The sequence below is a fragment of the Erysipelatoclostridium sp. MSK.7.34 genome, assembly GCF_019041935.1.
Taxonomy (GTDB): Bacteria; Bacillota_I; Bacilli_A; order Erysipelotrichales; family Coprobacillaceae; genus Thomasclavelia; species Thomasclavelia ramosa.
Genome location: NZ_JAHPYJ010000001.1, coordinates 251,256 through 266,646, shown reverse-complemented (window position 1 = coordinate 266,646; position 15,391 = coordinate 251,256). Strand labels below are relative to the sequence as shown.

Sequence of the window (15,391 nt, the reverse complement as noted above, 5' to 3'; positions counted from 1 at the left end):
GAAAGATTTAAAGGGGGAATGACCTATGAAAAAGAAATTATTCAGATTATTAGTGGTTCTAGCGATGATTGTTATGCCAGTTACAGGAGTGATGATCAATGCTGAAGCTGCTTCAAATTTAATGTTAGGGACAGCTGTTTCTAACAATCCTGATACTAGAGTTTTCACAGTAAAAAACAATGGAGAAGCAACTACATTTGCATGGGAGGCAACTGGAACAGGTGAGACTAACGGTGTTAGTATTGCAAGAGGTGAAACTAAGCGAATTGAAGTACCTGCTGTAAATGGTAGTTCACATTTGACAGTATTAGCACAAGATGCTGCGGCCGTTCAAGAAATTGCTAGTTTAAATCAATACTATATTAATGTAACATTTAGTACAGTTGATGGGACAGAATTAATGAGTGCTAAAACAGTAACTTGTACTTATAACAATAATGGAACCTATACTGCACCAAGTACGATCACACTTGGAAGCAGTGTTTATGATATTAATGGTAATAACTATATATCTGTTCCTTATGGAACACGTTCAATTGATTTTAAGTATACAAAAAGAGCACAAACACCATATACTAGTACAGTTGCTTTGATTGATCAAGATGGTGTTGAGCATAAGATACTTTCTTATCAAGTAACAGAAGCTAATGGTGGTTCTGTTAATACACCAGAAACGTTCGTTTCAACAATCAATGGTAGAACTTATAAAAGAATTGCTGGGCAAAAAGCAACAGTAAGTCAAACTTATGCACAAGGTCAAATGAGATCAATTGTTCGCTATCAAGTTCAAGATGATGTAGCTAGTAAGCCATATAATATCTATATTCAATATGTAGATAAGGCTACTGGTAGTGCAATTTTAACGAAAAAATTGTTAGTAGAAAAAGATAAGACTGTTGATCATACACCATCTAAAACATTTATGAAGGGTGGAAAACAATACGAGGTAGTTGATGGAGCTAAAATCACTCATACTTTTGGTGATGCAACAAAAACATACCAAGTAGAATATAAACAAGTTATTACTGATGAAAATACACCACAACCAATTCAAGTAAATTATGTTGATTTAGCAACTGGAGAAGATTTACAAATTCATCAATATACAGTTGATCCTGGAAAAACAAAAACAATTGAAGTTGACACAACTGTTGAAATTGATGGTAAGACTTATGTTTTAAGTCCAAATCAAGAAAGTACAATTACTCATAAATTTGGTGAGGAAACTACAGAATACAATGTTTATTTTAATGAAAAAGGTTTAGAAGTTGATAAATATGAAGTATCTGTAACATATATGAATGTTTCAAACACATATGTAGGAGAAGATACATTATACACAACTAAATTAGAAGCCAATGTTGGTCAAGAACTAAATATTGAAGTTCCTGCACAATATGAGGCTAATGGAACAACGTATGTATTAATGAGCGGACAAGCAACTAGTTATTCACATGATTTTTATTCAACAAGAAGAAACTATGTAATGGTTTATCGTGATGTTAATGATACACAAAATGAAATAGAATTTATTCCTGGTGAAACTGGGACGGATTTGGCTGCTACTACTCCAGGAGGAACTAATTTTACAATCGATGGTGGAACTGGTAATCCAATGATTACTAATCCAGATGGAACAGTTACAACAGTAGATCAAGATGGACAAATCGTTCCATATGAGGAACCACAAACTGAAGTAGTTGATGAAAATGAAACACCATTGGCAAAGGGTGATAAGTCAACTAGTAATAATACTGCTTATGTAATCGGTGGAGGTTTTGCAACTGTTGCAATAATCGCTGGAATCGTTGCTTTTGTAATCAAAAAGAAAAAGGCTCAACAGGCATAAATAATTTGATCATTCCTATCCTTAGTAAAAGCAATTCTTAATTGGATTGCTTTTTACATTTAATTATTACTAAGAAACATAGTTTAATTTAATGGACATATATTAGGGTGATTGTTATAATGTTAAGAAGAGTTTGCGGGTTAAAAAATAAATAATAAAATTATGTTATTTATGTTAATTTTGATAATTTTAGAAATTATTAATTATAATATTATTAGTGGGGGTGATTTAGTGAAACTTAAGGTTGATTTTTTTAATGCCTATGTGATTAAATTGGATGAAGATCATTGGCTAGATTTTAATATAATTAATTCACCCAAGTTGGCTAAATTATTAGCTTATATTATTTATCATCATCGTCGTAAATTAAGTTCTAATGATTTACAAGAATTAATGTTTGCTTCAGGTGAATCAAATAATCCAGCTAATGCGTTAAAGGCTTTGATTTATCGTTTGAGAACCATTTTAAAAAATAATTTAGGTGAGTATGATTATATTTTATCTTCACAAGGAACATATTATTGGAATCCTGAAATAGAGATGATTTTTGATGTAGATGACTTTACCTTGTATCATCGTTTAGGACGAAATGAGATTCATGATGAGGAAATAAGAGCTAAATATTATATGAAAGCTTATTATCGATATAGTGGTGAATTTTTGCCAATGATAGAAAATGTGGAAAAGTTATCGATTATTAGAGGTTTTTTGAACTCACAATTTTTAAATGTATCACGATTCTTGATTGAATTTTATTTAAAAAAGGAAGAGTATGGAATTATTGAAGAAATTTGTATGAAAAATTTAGCTGATAATTATCTTGATGAGAACATTAATGCTATTTTAGTTCTTGCATTAGTTAAACAAGATAAGATAACTTTAGCTAAAGAACACTATAATAAAGTCACTTCCGCTTTAAAAGATGATTTGGGAAATGCAACGATTAGGAAAATGAAGTATTATTTAAATTATAATGTCAATAATGCTGAAGAAAGAAATATTTTTTCTATTCAAGATGACTTGATTGAAACAAAGACGAGAGGTGCATATAGTTGCGATTATGATTTTTTTAAAAAGTCATATCGTTTGGAAGCACGAAAATCAATTCGTAATAGAACTAAAAAGACGTTAGCAGTATTGACTATTACACCTAAAAATTATATTAAAAATAATTTAGAAATTTATAATCTTGTTTTAGAAGAAACATCCAATATTTTAGAAAAAGTTATTTTAAATTCATTAAGATTAGGTGATATTGTTTGTAAATATAGTATGAAACAATTTTTGATTTTGCTTGATTGTGATGAAAATGGAGTAGTAAAAGCGATTAATCGCATTAAGAAGGATTTTTTAGCTCAGGATAAATATGAACGAGTTAGTATAGATTATAGTTATGCAGCGATTGCAGTAGCAAAAATGCATATAGATGATGAAGATATCTTAAAACTTCAATAAAAAAGAAGTAATTTTCCTCCTTAGTTAGTAAATGATAATAGGAGGTTTTTTATTATGTTTAAATACCCAATATACAAACAAGATAATAATTATAGTTGTGGAGCATACTGCATTAAAATGATTTTAAAATATTATCATTTAGATATTGAAATCAAAGAAATCAAAGAACGTTGTAAAGTGACTAATGAGGGAATTAGTGTTTATGGAATAATCAAATGTTTTGAATCGTATCATTTAGATGCTAAAGCTTATCAAAGTGATTTAAATACATTACTAAAGGAGACAAAATCACCTTGTATAATTCATCTTTTAAATGGTGAACTAACACATTATGTGGTGTTATATCGGGCAACAAAAAAATACTTATTAATTGGTGATCCTGCCCATGGGTTAACCAAAAGAACAAAAGAGTCGATTGAAAAAGATTATACAGGAATTTGTATCTGCATTCATCATGTTGGAAGATACAGAGTTTCTAGTCGACATCAGGAACAAAGTTTTATTAGTTTCATAATACTTCATTTAAAAAATAATTACTGTTATATTATCAGACTTGTTGCTAAAGCTATTTTGATTTCTTGCTGTAGTGTTTTAGGATCATATTATTTCCAAGGGTTAGTAGATCAAATCAATGGGATGAATTATATTATGATTTTAATTTTTACAGGTGTTTTTATGATAATAAGTGGGATTAGAATCATGATCAATTTTCAAAGGAAACAATTGGAAATAGAAATTCAGCGATATTTAAATCAAGAATATGTAAATAAAAGTGTCGTAAATATGCTGTATCTTCCCTTTAGTTATTATTATCGAAATCAAGAAGGAGTTCTTCTTACAAAAGTTCAAAATTTGTTTCAGCTAAGTGATTTTTTTATTCATTTTTATATGGCTCTATTTGTTGATTTAATTTTAATTATTGGTTTGTTAAGTGCCTTAATACTATTTTCAATGAATTTAGCTTTGGTTGTAATAGCTTTTTTAAGTATTATTACTATCGTTACAATTAAATGGCTTAAAATAGTTAATGGTTTAAATAAACAAATTGTTGTAAACCAAGAAATAATGAATCAAGGACATCTTGAGTATTTGAAAAATATTTATAATAGCCATCAGTTTTTTTTGAAAAAATTTATTAAAGAAAAGCTTAATTATTTATTTGAGGAATATAATTATAGCCTTTATCAACGGGACAGTGAATTAAATAAGTTGAATTTTATTAGTGAAACATTAATTCAATTATTATCTTTTGGCGTTGTATTATTGGCTAGTTTTCATTATAAAAAAGGAAGTATTAGTGTTGGTGATATTATCTTTTTCTATATGCTGGTATCGTATATGATTGAACCAATGTTTAATGTTATTGCTTTTATTATTAAGAAAGATGAAATTTTAATTTTATATGAGCGTTATAAAGAGATTATTCCTAATAGAAGTGAAAAAAAGCAAAAAATAAGGGGGCGAATCAGTAAGATTAGTTTTGATCATATTAGCTATAGTTACGGTTATAGTAAGCCGATTCTTCAACATTTGGATCTTCAGATTGAACGTTCATTATGGTTAAAAGGTGATACTGGGGTGGGAAAATCAACCTTACTTAAATTACTGATGAAGTATGATGAGTTATTAAAGGGGCATATTTATATTAATGGGATCGATTTAATGAATATTGATACTAATTCTTTGTATCGAAAGATTATTTATTTAGATCGAAAACCTGTTTTTTATCATGAATCATTGCGATTTAACTTGATTTTGAATAGTAAAGAGGAGGAACTGATGGAAAAATTGTTAAAGATATTTGGGTTAAATTACTATCTTGACCGTCTTGATTTGATTATTGAAACAGATGGTCAGCCTTTATCGTCAGGTCAAGCCCAGATAGTAATGCTTATCAGAGCTATCATAAAAAAACCAGAAGTTCTTATTTTGGATGAAGCATTGTGCAATATAGATGATTATAAAGCTAAGAAAATTATAAGCTACATACATGATAATTTGCCAAATACGATTATGATAATCGTAGCGCATCAAACAAAATTAGTGAATGAATTATTTGACTGTGCTATAATTAGAGATGGAAAAATATATAAGTAAATGAGGTAATTGTATGGAAATCGATTTTGCATTGATAAATGAAGCAGCTGGTTTTAATGAAGATTATACTGATGATTATCGTTCAATAATCAATGAAGCTGCAAAACAATTGGGAATTGAAGAAGATTTAGAATTATCATGCATCTTGGTAGATGATTCTAAAATTCACGAAATAAATAAAGAATATCGTAAAATAGATCGGGCCACAGATGTAATTAGTTTTGCATTAGAAGATAATGAGCAGTTTTATGTCCCAGGGATGCCAAGAAGTATCGGAGATATTTTTATTTCTGTTGATCATGCTAAAGTCCAAGCTGAAGAATATGGTCATGATTTAAAGCGTGAAATGTGTTTTTTATTTACCCATGGATTATTACATCTTTTAGGGTTTGATCACATGATAGAAGAAGACGAAATACAGATGATTGCAATGCAAAAATCAATTTTAGATGCTTTAAATATCACAAGACGATAAGTAGTTTATTGCTAATTTATAGACTTAGAAAGGATAAATACTCAATATCATGATTTAAGTTGAGTAGAAGTGGTTTTATGGATGTAAAAACAATAATTGAAAAGGCTTTTGAAGCAGCGAAAAATTCTTATAGTCCATACTCAAAATTCAAAGTAGGGGCATGTATTGAGATGAGAGATGGAAATTACTTTTTAGGTACTAATATTGAAAATGCAGCGTTTGGTTCAACTATGTGCGCAGAACGTAATGCTGTTTATGGTGCGTATAGCAATGGCTATGGTAAAGCTGATATCAAACAGCTGGCAATTGTGGCAGGTAGTGATGAGATTGTTTCACCATGTGGAGCATGTCGCCAAGTATTGATGGAACTATTACCACAAGATTGTCCAGTGATTTTGGCTAATCGTGAAAGTTATGAAATAACAACAATGAAAGAATTATTGCCGCGGGCATTTATAGGAGAAAGTTTAACATGTTCAAATCAGGATTTGTAAGTATCGTTGGTCGTCCTAATGTTGGAAAATCGACACTATTAAATAGTATTTTAGAGACAAAATTAGCTATCATGTCTGATGTTGCTCAAACAACTAGAAATACAATTCAAGGAATTCATACCGATGATGAAGCCCAAATAATTTTTATGGATACACCAGGTATTCATAAACCGCAAGATCGTTTGGGAACATTTATGAATACAACCGCTTTAAATAGCATTTTTGGCGTTGACCTAGTTTTATTTTTAGCACCGGCTAATGAAAAAATTGGACGTGGAGATAAATTTATTATTGAGCGCTTAAAGGAAGCCGATGGGCCGGTGTTTTTAGTATTAAGTAAAATTGATACTGTTTCAAAAGAAGAGCTGATTAAAAAATTACAGGAGTGGCAGGAATTATTTGATTTTAAAGAAATTATTCCAATTAGTGCAACTACTAATGATAATATTGATTTATTACTTAAAACGGTAAAAGCATATTTGCCAGAAGGGAATATGTATTATCCTCAAGATCATTTAACAGATCACCCAGAGCGTTTTGTAATGGCTGAATTTATTCGTGAAAAAATTCTTTATTTTACTAAAGAAGAAGTACCACATAGTGTTGCAATTGTGATAGAAAGAATGCTGGAAGATGAAGCGGGTGTAGAAATTATTGCAACAATTGTTTGTGATCGTAAAAGTCAGAAGGGAATTATTGTAGGTAAACAAGGGACGATGATCAAAAAGATTCGCCAGAATGCTCAACGCGAGATGAAACGTTTTTTACAAGTACCAGTTCATTTAGAGTTGTTTGTTAAGGTTGAAAATAATTGGCGCAACAAACAAAAATATTTAAAAGAATTTGGATATAACGAAGATGATTATTAATGGTGAAGAAAATATTACTGGACTAGTTTTAAAAAATAAGCCTTATAAAGAAAATGATATGCTGCTATGGATCTATACTCATGATTATGGCAAATTGGCATTAATAGCGAAAGGGGTAAAGAAGTTAAAAAGTAAAAATGCCCCTTCTTGTCAAACTATCACTTTGTCAGAATTTACTTTTATTCCTAGAAGTGGTTTATCAAATTTGATCAAAGGCGCTCCAGTTGAATATTTTCGCTATATTAAAGAGGATATTGAATTAGAAGCTTATGCAAGTTATTTTTGTGAGTTTGTTTATAAATTTACTAAGGATAATGATCCTGATGAGACTATATATAATACGCTGTTATTAGCATTACGTTCATTACAGACCGGATATAATCCTAAATTGGTCTATTTATTATTTAATGCCTTTATTATGGAAAAAACAGGTTCAAGTTTAGAAGTTGATCAATGTGTCAGTTGTGGGCGCCTTGACCATATTTCTGGAGTTTCAATTCATAGTGGTGGATTTGTCTGTCAAGAATGTATTGGAATGTATGATCAAAAATTAACAGTTGATGTTTTAAAAGGTTTTCGCTATATTAATAAATGGCAATTAGAAAATATTGATATGCTTCATCTAGAAGAAAATATAATCGATGAATTGATGCCTATTATGGAGGCTTATATTGATGAATTTACGGGGATTACGTTTCAAAGTCGTAAGTTTATTCGTCAATTCAATAATCTATAGAAATAATCGACAAAACTTTATCAACTTTTGTCGATTTTATTTATTTTTTGTAAAATTGTGTATATAATATGTAAATAAAGAAAGAGGAATGATCATGAGTGAATTTTTACCAATAAATCGAGAAGAAATGGAAGCAAGGGGTTGGCAACAACCAGATTTTGTATATATATGTGGGGATGCTTATGTTGATCATCCTTCATTTGGTGCAGCAATAATTTGCCGAACTTTAGAGAGTCACGGGTTTAAAGTATGTTTTTTAGCACAGCCGGATTGGCATAATGTTGAAGAATTTAGACAATTTGGCAAACCACGATTAGGTTTTTTGATTTCATCAGGAAATATTGACTCAATGGTTAATCATTATACAGTAGCTAAAAAACGTCGTCATAAAGATTTATATACACCCGGAAGTGAAGGCTTTAAAAGACCAGATCGCGCTGTAATCGTGTATAGTCAAATGGCACGCCAAGCTTATAAAGATGCTAATATTATTATTGGTGGGATTGAGGCTAGTTTAAGACGTTTAGGACATTATGATTATTGGGACAACAAAGTACGTAAATCGATAATTATTGATGCTAATGCAGATTTATTATTGTATGGAATGGGTGAAAATAGCATTATTGAAGTAGCTGAAGCACTTGATAACGGCTTGGAAATAAAATATTTAACTTATTTAGATGGAACTGTTTTTAAAACGAAAAATCTCGATGATGCTCACGAGCCAGTTATGTTGCCAAGCTATGAGGAAATTTGTAATAATAAAAAAGCTTATGCAAAATCTTTTCATATTCAGTATTTAAATACTGATCATTTTAATGCAAAAACTTTAGTAGAACCGTATCAAGGATGGTATGTTGTTCAAAATAGGCCTAATCGTCCGTTGAAGCAAAGAGAGTTTGATCGTGCTTATTCATATGATTATAACCGTGATAGTCATCCTAGTTATAAGCAGCATGTTCCTGCAATTGATGAGGTTAAGTTTTCTTTAATTAGTAATCGAGGATGCTTTGGTTCTTGTAACTTTTGTGCATTGGCTTTTCATCAGGGAAGAATTGTTCAAGCGCGTTCGCATGAATCAATTATTAGTGAAGCTAGCAAAATGGTTTGGGATCCTGAATTTAAAGGATATATTCATGATGTTGGAGGACCTACTGCAAACTTTAGAGGGCCTGCTTGTTCTAAGCAAAATAAACATGGTGCATGTCCGACTAAACAGTGTTTATGGCCTAAAGCTTGTAATAATCTAGAAGTAAGTCATCAGGATTATTTAGAATTATTGAGGAAACTAAGAGTATTACCAAACGTAAAAAAGGTTTTTGTTCGTTCAGGAATTAGATATGATTATCTAATGTATGATAAAGATGATACTTTTTTTAAGGAGTTAGTTCAAAATCATATTAGTGGTCAGTTAAAAGTAGCTCCGGAACATATTAGTGATCAGGTATTAGATAAGATGGGAAAACCTCGGAGAGGACTATATGAGAAATTTGTTGATAAATATTATCAATTAAATGAAGAATACAACAAAAAACAATTTTTAGTTCCGTATCTAATGTCATCACATCCTGGGTGTACACTTGATGATGCGATTGAATTAGCAGAATATTTACGGGATATTCATCATCAGCCAGAACAGGTTCAAGATTTTTATCCGACTCCTGGAACTTTATCTACGACAATGTATTATACTGGTTTAGATCCTCGTGATATGTCTGAGGTATACGTTCCAAAGACGGCAAAAGAGAAAGCAATGCAAAGGGCATTGATACAATATCGTAATCCAAAGAATTATGATTTAGTGTATGAAGCTTTAGTGCAGGCAAACCGAAAAGATTTAATTGGGTTTGGAAAGAATTGTTTAATTCGACCTCGTCGCAATAATAATCAGCGCTCTTATCAGGCTAAAAATAACTATCAAAAGAAAAGGAGAAATTAGCTATGAAATATAGTGAAAAATTTACATCAGCAACGGCAACACATGTCAATTTTGATATATATTTACCGACTGTAATGATTCGCTATAAGGCTATTATCCAGATTCATCATGCAATGGGAGAGCATTCAGGGCGCTATGAACGGTTTGCTGAATATTTAGCTCACGATGGTTTTGTTGTCGTTGTTAGTGATTTTCCGGGTCATGGGACTTCATTATATAATTATGAGCAGGGTTATTTTGGGATTGGTGATGCAACAAAGACATTAGTTGAAGATATGCATCGCTTGCGAAATATTATGGCATCTCGGTATCCAGATTTACCATATTTTATGATTGGCAATCAACTTGGTTCATTAGTATTACGACAATATATGGCACAATATGGGGACTTTATCCAAGGTGCTATATTAATGGGAACCTGTGGCAAACCTCATTTTGCATTGATTGGAAAACTAATTATTAAGGGGGATGCAATGCTTAAAGGACATATGCATCGTTCCAAAACGGTTCGTAAAAATGTTATCAATCAATTAATTTCTCGTACTAAAAATGCAACTTATGTTACTGGTGATGCTCGAGAGTTAGAACAGTACCAGCAAGATCCGTTTACTGATTTTACATATACTAATAACGCTTATGAAGAAGTGTTTGGCTTAATAAAAAAAGTTTCTACTATCCAAAACATAAAAAAAATACCTGAATATTTATCAGTTTTGATAATTTCTGGTGCTAAGGATCCTTTTGGCAAATTTGGCGTAGGGCCTAAATGGTTATATGAAGCGCTTAGTCATCAAGGAGTTAAAGATATTACTTTATCGCTCTATGATCGTAGTCATCATGATTTATTACACGATCAACAGCGTCTTGAAGTGTATAAAGATGTACTTGATTGGTTGAATCAGCGAACCTTTGTTTGATACCCTTATAGTTGGTTGACAAATAACTACTATAAGGGTATTTTATATGTGCACGAAAAAATAGATATTAAACAAATTATTGCCTTTATTTGACTTGACTGTGTTCAAGTCATTCATTGTTTATATATCTAAAATAACATGAATATAAGGAGTAAATTATGGCAAGCAAAGATATGGATAAATTAGTAAGTCATGCAAAAACTTCAGGATTTGTATATCAGGGTTCTGAAATCTATGATGGCTTAGCAAACACATGGGATTATGGTCCTTTAGGTGTTGAAATGAAAAACAATATTAAACAATTGTGGTGGAAACGTTTTATTCAAGAATCACCATATAATGTAGGATTAGATTCAGCTATTTTTATGAATCCGCGGGTATGGGAAGCGAGTGGACATGTTGGTGGATTCTCTGACCCTTTGATTGATTGTAAGGAATGTAAGACCCGTCATCGTGCGGATAAATTAATCGAAGCTTATGATCCGAGTGTTCATAGTGAAGGATGGTCTAGTGAAGAGACAGTAAAATATATCAAGGATCACAATATTGTTTGTCCTAATTGTGGGAAAAGCAACTTCACTGATGTAAGACAATTCAAATTAATGTTCGAAACTCAAATGGGTGTAGTCGAAGATGCAAAAGATGTGGTTTATTTAAGACCAGAAACAGCTCAAGGTATCTTTGTTAACTTTAAAAACATTCAAAGAACATCACGTAAAAAAGTGCCATTTGGAATTGGTCAAATCGGGAAAGCTTTTAGAAATGAAATTACACCAGGAAACTTCATTTTTAGAATGCGTGAATTTGAACAAATGGAATTAGAATTTTTCTGTAAACCAGATACTGATTTAGAGTGGTTTGATTATTGGAAATCATATTGTCAAAAGTTTTTATTTGATTTAGGATTAAAAGAAGAAAATTTAAGATTTAGAGATCATGAAAAAGAGGAACTTTCCTTCTATTCTAAAGCCACTTGTGATGTTGAATATAATTTCCCATTTGGTTGGGGTGAATTATGGGGAATTGCTGATCGAACTAATTACGATTTAACCCAACATCAAAATCATTCTAAAAAATCTTTAGAATATTTAGATCCAACAACTAATGAAAAATATATTCCTTATGTTATTGAACCTTCGGTAGGTGCTGATCGTCTTTTCTTATCAGTACTTTGTGATAGTTATGAGGAAGAAATTTTAGAAGATGGTGAAACTAGAGTTGTAATGAAATTACATCCAAGTGTGGCACCGTTTAAAGTTGCTATCTTGCCATTAACCAAAAAACAAAGTGATAAAGCAACTGAAATTTATAGTCAGTTAGCAAAATATTTTAATTGTGAATATGATGTTGCTGGACAAATTGGAAAACGTTATCGACGTCAAGATGCAATTGGAACACCTTACTGTGTAACTGTTGATTTTGATACAATGGAAGACGAGACAGTAACTGTACGTGACCGTGACACAATGGAACAAATTCGTTTACCAATTAATCAATTAGTTGATTATATTAGTAAAAAGATCACATTCTAATAAGGAGGAACATTAATGCCGAGACTATCATCAGAGAAAATTAATGAAATTAGGCAAAGTGTTGATATTGTTGATGTCATTGGCACGTATCTTCCCTTAGAAAAAAAAGGCCGTAATTATGTAGCGATATGTCCTTTCCATGATGACAGCCATCCATCGATGTCAATTTCACCAGAACGACAAATATTTATGTGTTTTGTCTGTCATCATGGGGGAAATGTTTTTACTTTTTTAAAGGATTATTTGAAAATACCATATATTGAAGCCGTCAAGATGGTTGCTAATATTGGTAACGTTGATATAAGTAAATATAATTTAGAGAGTCGAGTTAAGCCGGTCGATCAAAAATTAGAACCACTGTATCGTATGCATGATGAAGCCAATAAAATTTATAATCATTACTTGAATACTAAGTTAGCAATTCAAGCTAAAGAATATTTAAATAATCGTAAAATTACGGATGAAATTATTGAAACCTTTGAAATTGGATACGCCCCTAATAATCATGTACTATTAAAGGCGTTTGAAAAAATGAATTTTAATAAGGTTTCAATGTTTGAGTCTGGTTTGATTATTGAAGCTTCAAATGGATATGATCGTTTTACAGACAGGATCATGTTTCCACTACATGATGCTAGTGGTCGTGTCGTTGGGTTTAGCGGTCGAATCTATAAACAAAGCCAAAATGAATCTAAGTATATGAATTCGCCCGAGTCATCAATTTTTATTAAGGGTGATACTTTATATAATTATCACCGCGTTGGCGAAGAAGCACGACAAGCGGGTTATATCATTATTACTGAAGGATTTATGGATGTTATTGCATTATACAAGGCTGGAATAAAAAATGCAGTAGCAATTATGGGAACCGCCTTGACACATGGGCATTTAAATTTATTAAAACGTTTAAGTAAAACCGTATATTTATGTTTAGATGGTGATCAAGCTGGGAGAAATGCTACAATTAAAAGCATTGATATATTATTGAGTGCTGGTTTCATCGTTAAGGTAGTTGATTTACCAGATAATTTGGATCCTGATGAAATTTTGGATAAGCGTGGTATAGAAGAATTAAACGCTGTAATAAAAAGACCATTATCTTCATTAGATTTTAAGATGAATTATTATTATGAAATGACAAACATGGATAATTATGAAGATCGTAAATCTTATTTAGAAACAATTGCCAGAGAAATCAGTAGATTAGATGATATTATTGATCAAGATCATTATATCCAGCAATTAGAAAAAAAATCAGGTTTTTCAAGAAACATTATTGACCAGTTAATTAATCAAAATACAGCTGTAAGAATTGAGACAGCAGAGCCACCTAAAATACCAAAATTTCAAAATCAGCGATTATTGGATAAATATATAAGAGCGGAACGTGATTTATTATACTATATGATGAATGATAAAAATGTCGCAATGATGTATGAGGCAAAAGCAGGTTTTATGTTTAATGATATTTATCGAATCATTGCTTCTTATATTATTGATTATTATCGTCAAGAAGTTGTATTAGAGGTTGCTGATTTAATCAGTAGTATTGAAGATGAAAACTTGGTTCAAAATATAATTGAGATATCGCAATTAGGATTACCTAAGTTAAAAGATACTAAAGCCATTGATGATTATATTGAAACAATTAAAGAAAAAACTGTAATGGTAAAAAAAGAAGAATTAACAAAAGCATTGGCAGATACTTTTGATCCTAAACAAAAGGCGCAAATATTAAAAGAAATCATAGCATTAAAAGACAAGGAGTAATATATGAAGAAAAAGAAAAATGTAACTGCAGTATCATTTGATGATTTAAAGCAAATTGTTTTAAATGATGCTAAAAAAGAAGATGGTGTATTAACACAAGATCAAATTGATAATTATTTATCTACATATGATTTAAATGATGATCTTGCAGAGGAACTATTAGAATTTATTGGAAATAATGATATTGTTATTTCTGATGATGGATTAGATGATTTAGATGTAGAAGACGAAGTATTATTAGCTGGTGTACCTGCTGAATTAGATGATGATTTAGGACTAGATGATGATTTAGGATTAGATGGTGATACTCCAGATTTAGATTTTGCTGGTGATTTCGATATGATGACAGGTGATACGATTCATATGTATCAAGTTGCTGATGCTGATGCGGAATTAGATCAAAATCAATTAGGAAGTAATGTCAAGATCAATGATCCAGTTAAAATGTATTTAAAAGAGATTGGACGCGTTGAACTGCTTACTCATGATGAGGAGATAGACCTTGCTAAAAAGATTTTAGAAGGAGATGAAGATGCAAAAAAGGAACTCGCTGCTGCTAACTTACGTTTAGTTGTATCGATTGCTAAAAGATATGTTGGAAGAGGAATGTTATTTTTAGATTTGATTCAAGAAGGTAACATGGGTTTAATCAAAGCAGTCGAGAAATTTGATTATACTAAGGGATTTAAATTTTCAACTTATGCAACATGGTGGATTCGTCAAGCTATTACAAGAGCTATTGCTGACCAAGCTAGAACAATTCGTATTCCTGTACATATGGTAGAAACAATTAATAAATTGACAAGAATTCAGCGTCAATTGATTCAAGAATTAGGGCGTGAACCTAGTGCCGAAGAAATTGCTGAAAAAATGGATGGAATGACACCAGAAAAAGTTCGTGAAATACAAAAAATTTCTTTAGAACCAGTATCTTTGGAAACACCAATAGGTGAAGAAGATGATTCTCATTTAGGAGATTTTATCGAAGATGAAGGTGCAATGTCGCCAGATGATTATGCTGCTAATGAACTTCTAAAAGATGAATTGAATGAAGTCTTATTAGAATTAACTGATCGTGAAGAAAAAGTATTACGCTTAAGATTTGGTTTAGATGATGGAAGAACTAGAACGCTTGAAGAAGTAGGGAAAGAATTTAGTGTAACCCGGGAAAGAATTCGTCAAATCGAAGCTAAGGCACTTCGTAAATTAAAACATCCTTCACGTTCAAAAAGATTAAAAGACTTCTTAGATCGTTAAA

At 31.2% G+C, this 15,391-nt stretch carries 12 protein-coding genes; all 12 read left to right on the top strand.

Annotated elements, in window-relative coordinates; translation table 11 throughout:
• Positions 1-25: 25 nt before the first annotated feature.
• The 12 genes from KTF99_RS01340 to rpoD all read left to right on the top strand — a co-directional run bounded on the left by KTF99_RS01340 (position 26) and on the right by rpoD (position 15,390).
• On the top strand, positions 26-1,849 hold the full coding sequence (locus KTF99_RS01340) for a hypothetical protein (protein ID WP_009009194.1): 1,824 nt from the start codon (positions 26-28) through the stop codon (positions 1,847-1,849).
• Between the two features lie 171 nt (positions 1,850-2,020).
• The gene (locus KTF99_RS01335; protein ID WP_230321102.1) at positions 2,021-3,304 is read left to right on the top strand and encodes an AfsR/SARP family transcriptional regulator; all 1,284 of its coding nucleotides are present in this window, start codon (positions 2,021-2,023) and stop codon (positions 3,302-3,304) included.
• A gap of 54 nt (positions 3,305-3,358) precedes the next feature.
• Positions 3,359-5,401, top strand: a complete 2,043-nt coding sequence (locus tag KTF99_RS01330; protein WP_003536385.1) for a cysteine peptidase family C39 domain-containing protein — start codon at positions 3,359-3,361, stop codon at positions 5,399-5,401.
• A gap of 13 nt (positions 5,402-5,414) precedes the next feature.
• Positions 5,415-5,876: an rRNA maturation RNase YbeY gene (ybeY, locus tag KTF99_RS01325; RefSeq protein WP_003536388.1), complete on the top strand. Its 462-nt coding sequence runs from the start codon at positions 5,415-5,417 to the stop codon at positions 5,874-5,876.
• 77 nt (positions 5,877-5,953) lie between these two features.
• A complete protein-coding gene (cdd, locus tag KTF99_RS01320) occupies positions 5,954-6,370 on the top strand; it encodes a cytidine deaminase (protein ID WP_003536389.1) in 417 nt (138 codons plus the stop codon).
• The gene (gene era, locus KTF99_RS01315; RefSeq protein ID WP_003536391.1) at positions 6,349-7,239 is read left to right on the top strand and encodes a GTPase Era; all 891 of its coding nucleotides are present in this window, start codon (positions 6,349-6,351) and stop codon (positions 7,237-7,239) included. The genes cdd and era overlap by 22 nt, the downstream gene beginning before the upstream one ends.
• Positions 7,229-7,975 carry a DNA repair protein RecO gene (gene recO / locus KTF99_RS01310; RefSeq protein WP_003536393.1) on the top strand — a complete coding sequence of 249 codons (747 nt, stop codon included), beginning with the start codon at positions 7,229-7,231 and terminating at the stop codon, positions 7,973-7,975. Before era ends, recO begins: the two co-directional genes overlap by 11 nt.
• A 94-nt stretch (positions 7,976-8,069) precedes the next feature.
• Complete coding sequence (locus KTF99_RS01305) at positions 8,070-9,914, top strand: YgiQ family radical SAM protein (RefSeq protein WP_003536395.1); 1,845 nt, start codon at positions 8,070-8,072, stop codon at positions 9,912-9,914.
• A 2-nt stretch (positions 9,915-9,916) separates the two neighbouring features.
• A complete protein-coding gene (locus tag KTF99_RS01300) occupies positions 9,917-10,831 on the top strand; it encodes an alpha/beta fold hydrolase (RefSeq protein ID WP_003536403.1) in 915 nt (304 codons plus the stop codon).
• 158 nt (positions 10,832-10,989) lie between these two features.
• Positions 10,990-12,363, top strand: coding sequence for a glycine--tRNA ligase (locus KTF99_RS01295; RefSeq protein ID WP_009009201.1), 1,374 nt, complete (start codon positions 10,990-10,992; stop codon positions 12,361-12,363).
• Positions 12,364-12,378: 15 nt separating this feature from the next.
• A complete protein-coding gene (dnaG, locus tag KTF99_RS01290; protein ID WP_003536407.1) occupies positions 12,379-14,133 on the top strand; it encodes a DNA primase in 1,755 nt (584 codons plus the stop codon).
• A gap of 3 nt (positions 14,134-14,136) precedes the next feature.
• The gene (rpoD, locus tag KTF99_RS01285; RefSeq protein WP_003536408.1) at positions 14,137-15,390 is read left to right on the top strand and encodes an RNA polymerase sigma factor RpoD; all 1,254 of its coding nucleotides are present in this window, start codon (positions 14,137-14,139) and stop codon (positions 15,388-15,390) included.
• Position 15,391 lies beyond the last annotated feature (1 nt).

Bases quoted from the DNA above. Each gene is read 5' to 3' on its own strand.
- dnaG (WP_003536407.1), top strand. From the start codon at position 12,379: ATGCCGAGACTATCATCAGAGAAAATTAATGAAATTAGGCAAAGTGTT.
- cdd (WP_003536389.1), top strand. From the start codon at position 5,954: ATGGATGTAAAAACAATAATTGAAAAGGCTTTTGAAGCAGCGAAAAAT.
- rpoD (WP_003536408.1), top strand. From the start codon at position 14,137: ATGAAGAAAAAGAAAAATGTAACTGCAGTATCATTTGATGATTTAAAG.
- era (WP_003536391.1), top strand. From the start codon at position 6,349: ATGTTCAAATCAGGATTTGTAAGTATCGTTGGTCGTCCTAATGTTGGA.
- KTF99_RS01340 (WP_009009194.1), top strand. From the start codon at position 26: ATGAAAAAGAAATTATTCAGATTATTAGTGGTTCTAGCGATGATTGTT.
- KTF99_RS01330 (WP_003536385.1), top strand. From the start codon at position 3,359: ATGTTTAAATACCCAATATACAAACAAGATAATAATTATAGTTGTGGA.
- ybeY (WP_003536388.1), top strand. From the start codon at position 5,415: ATGGAAATCGATTTTGCATTGATAAATGAAGCAGCTGGTTTTAATGAA.
- KTF99_RS01335 (WP_230321102.1), top strand. From the start codon at position 2,021: ATGTTAATTTTGATAATTTTAGAAATTATTAATTATAATATTATTAGT.
- KTF99_RS01295 (WP_009009201.1), top strand. From the start codon at position 10,990: ATGGCAAGCAAAGATATGGATAAATTAGTAAGTCATGCAAAAACTTCA.
- KTF99_RS01300 (WP_003536403.1), top strand. From the start codon at position 9,917: ATGAAATATAGTGAAAAATTTACATCAGCAACGGCAACACATGTCAAT.
- recO (WP_003536393.1), top strand. From the start codon at position 7,229: ATGATTATTAATGGTGAAGAAAATATTACTGGACTAGTTTTAAAAAAT.
- KTF99_RS01305 (WP_003536395.1), top strand. From the start codon at position 8,070: ATGAGTGAATTTTTACCAATAAATCGAGAAGAAATGGAAGCAAGGGGT.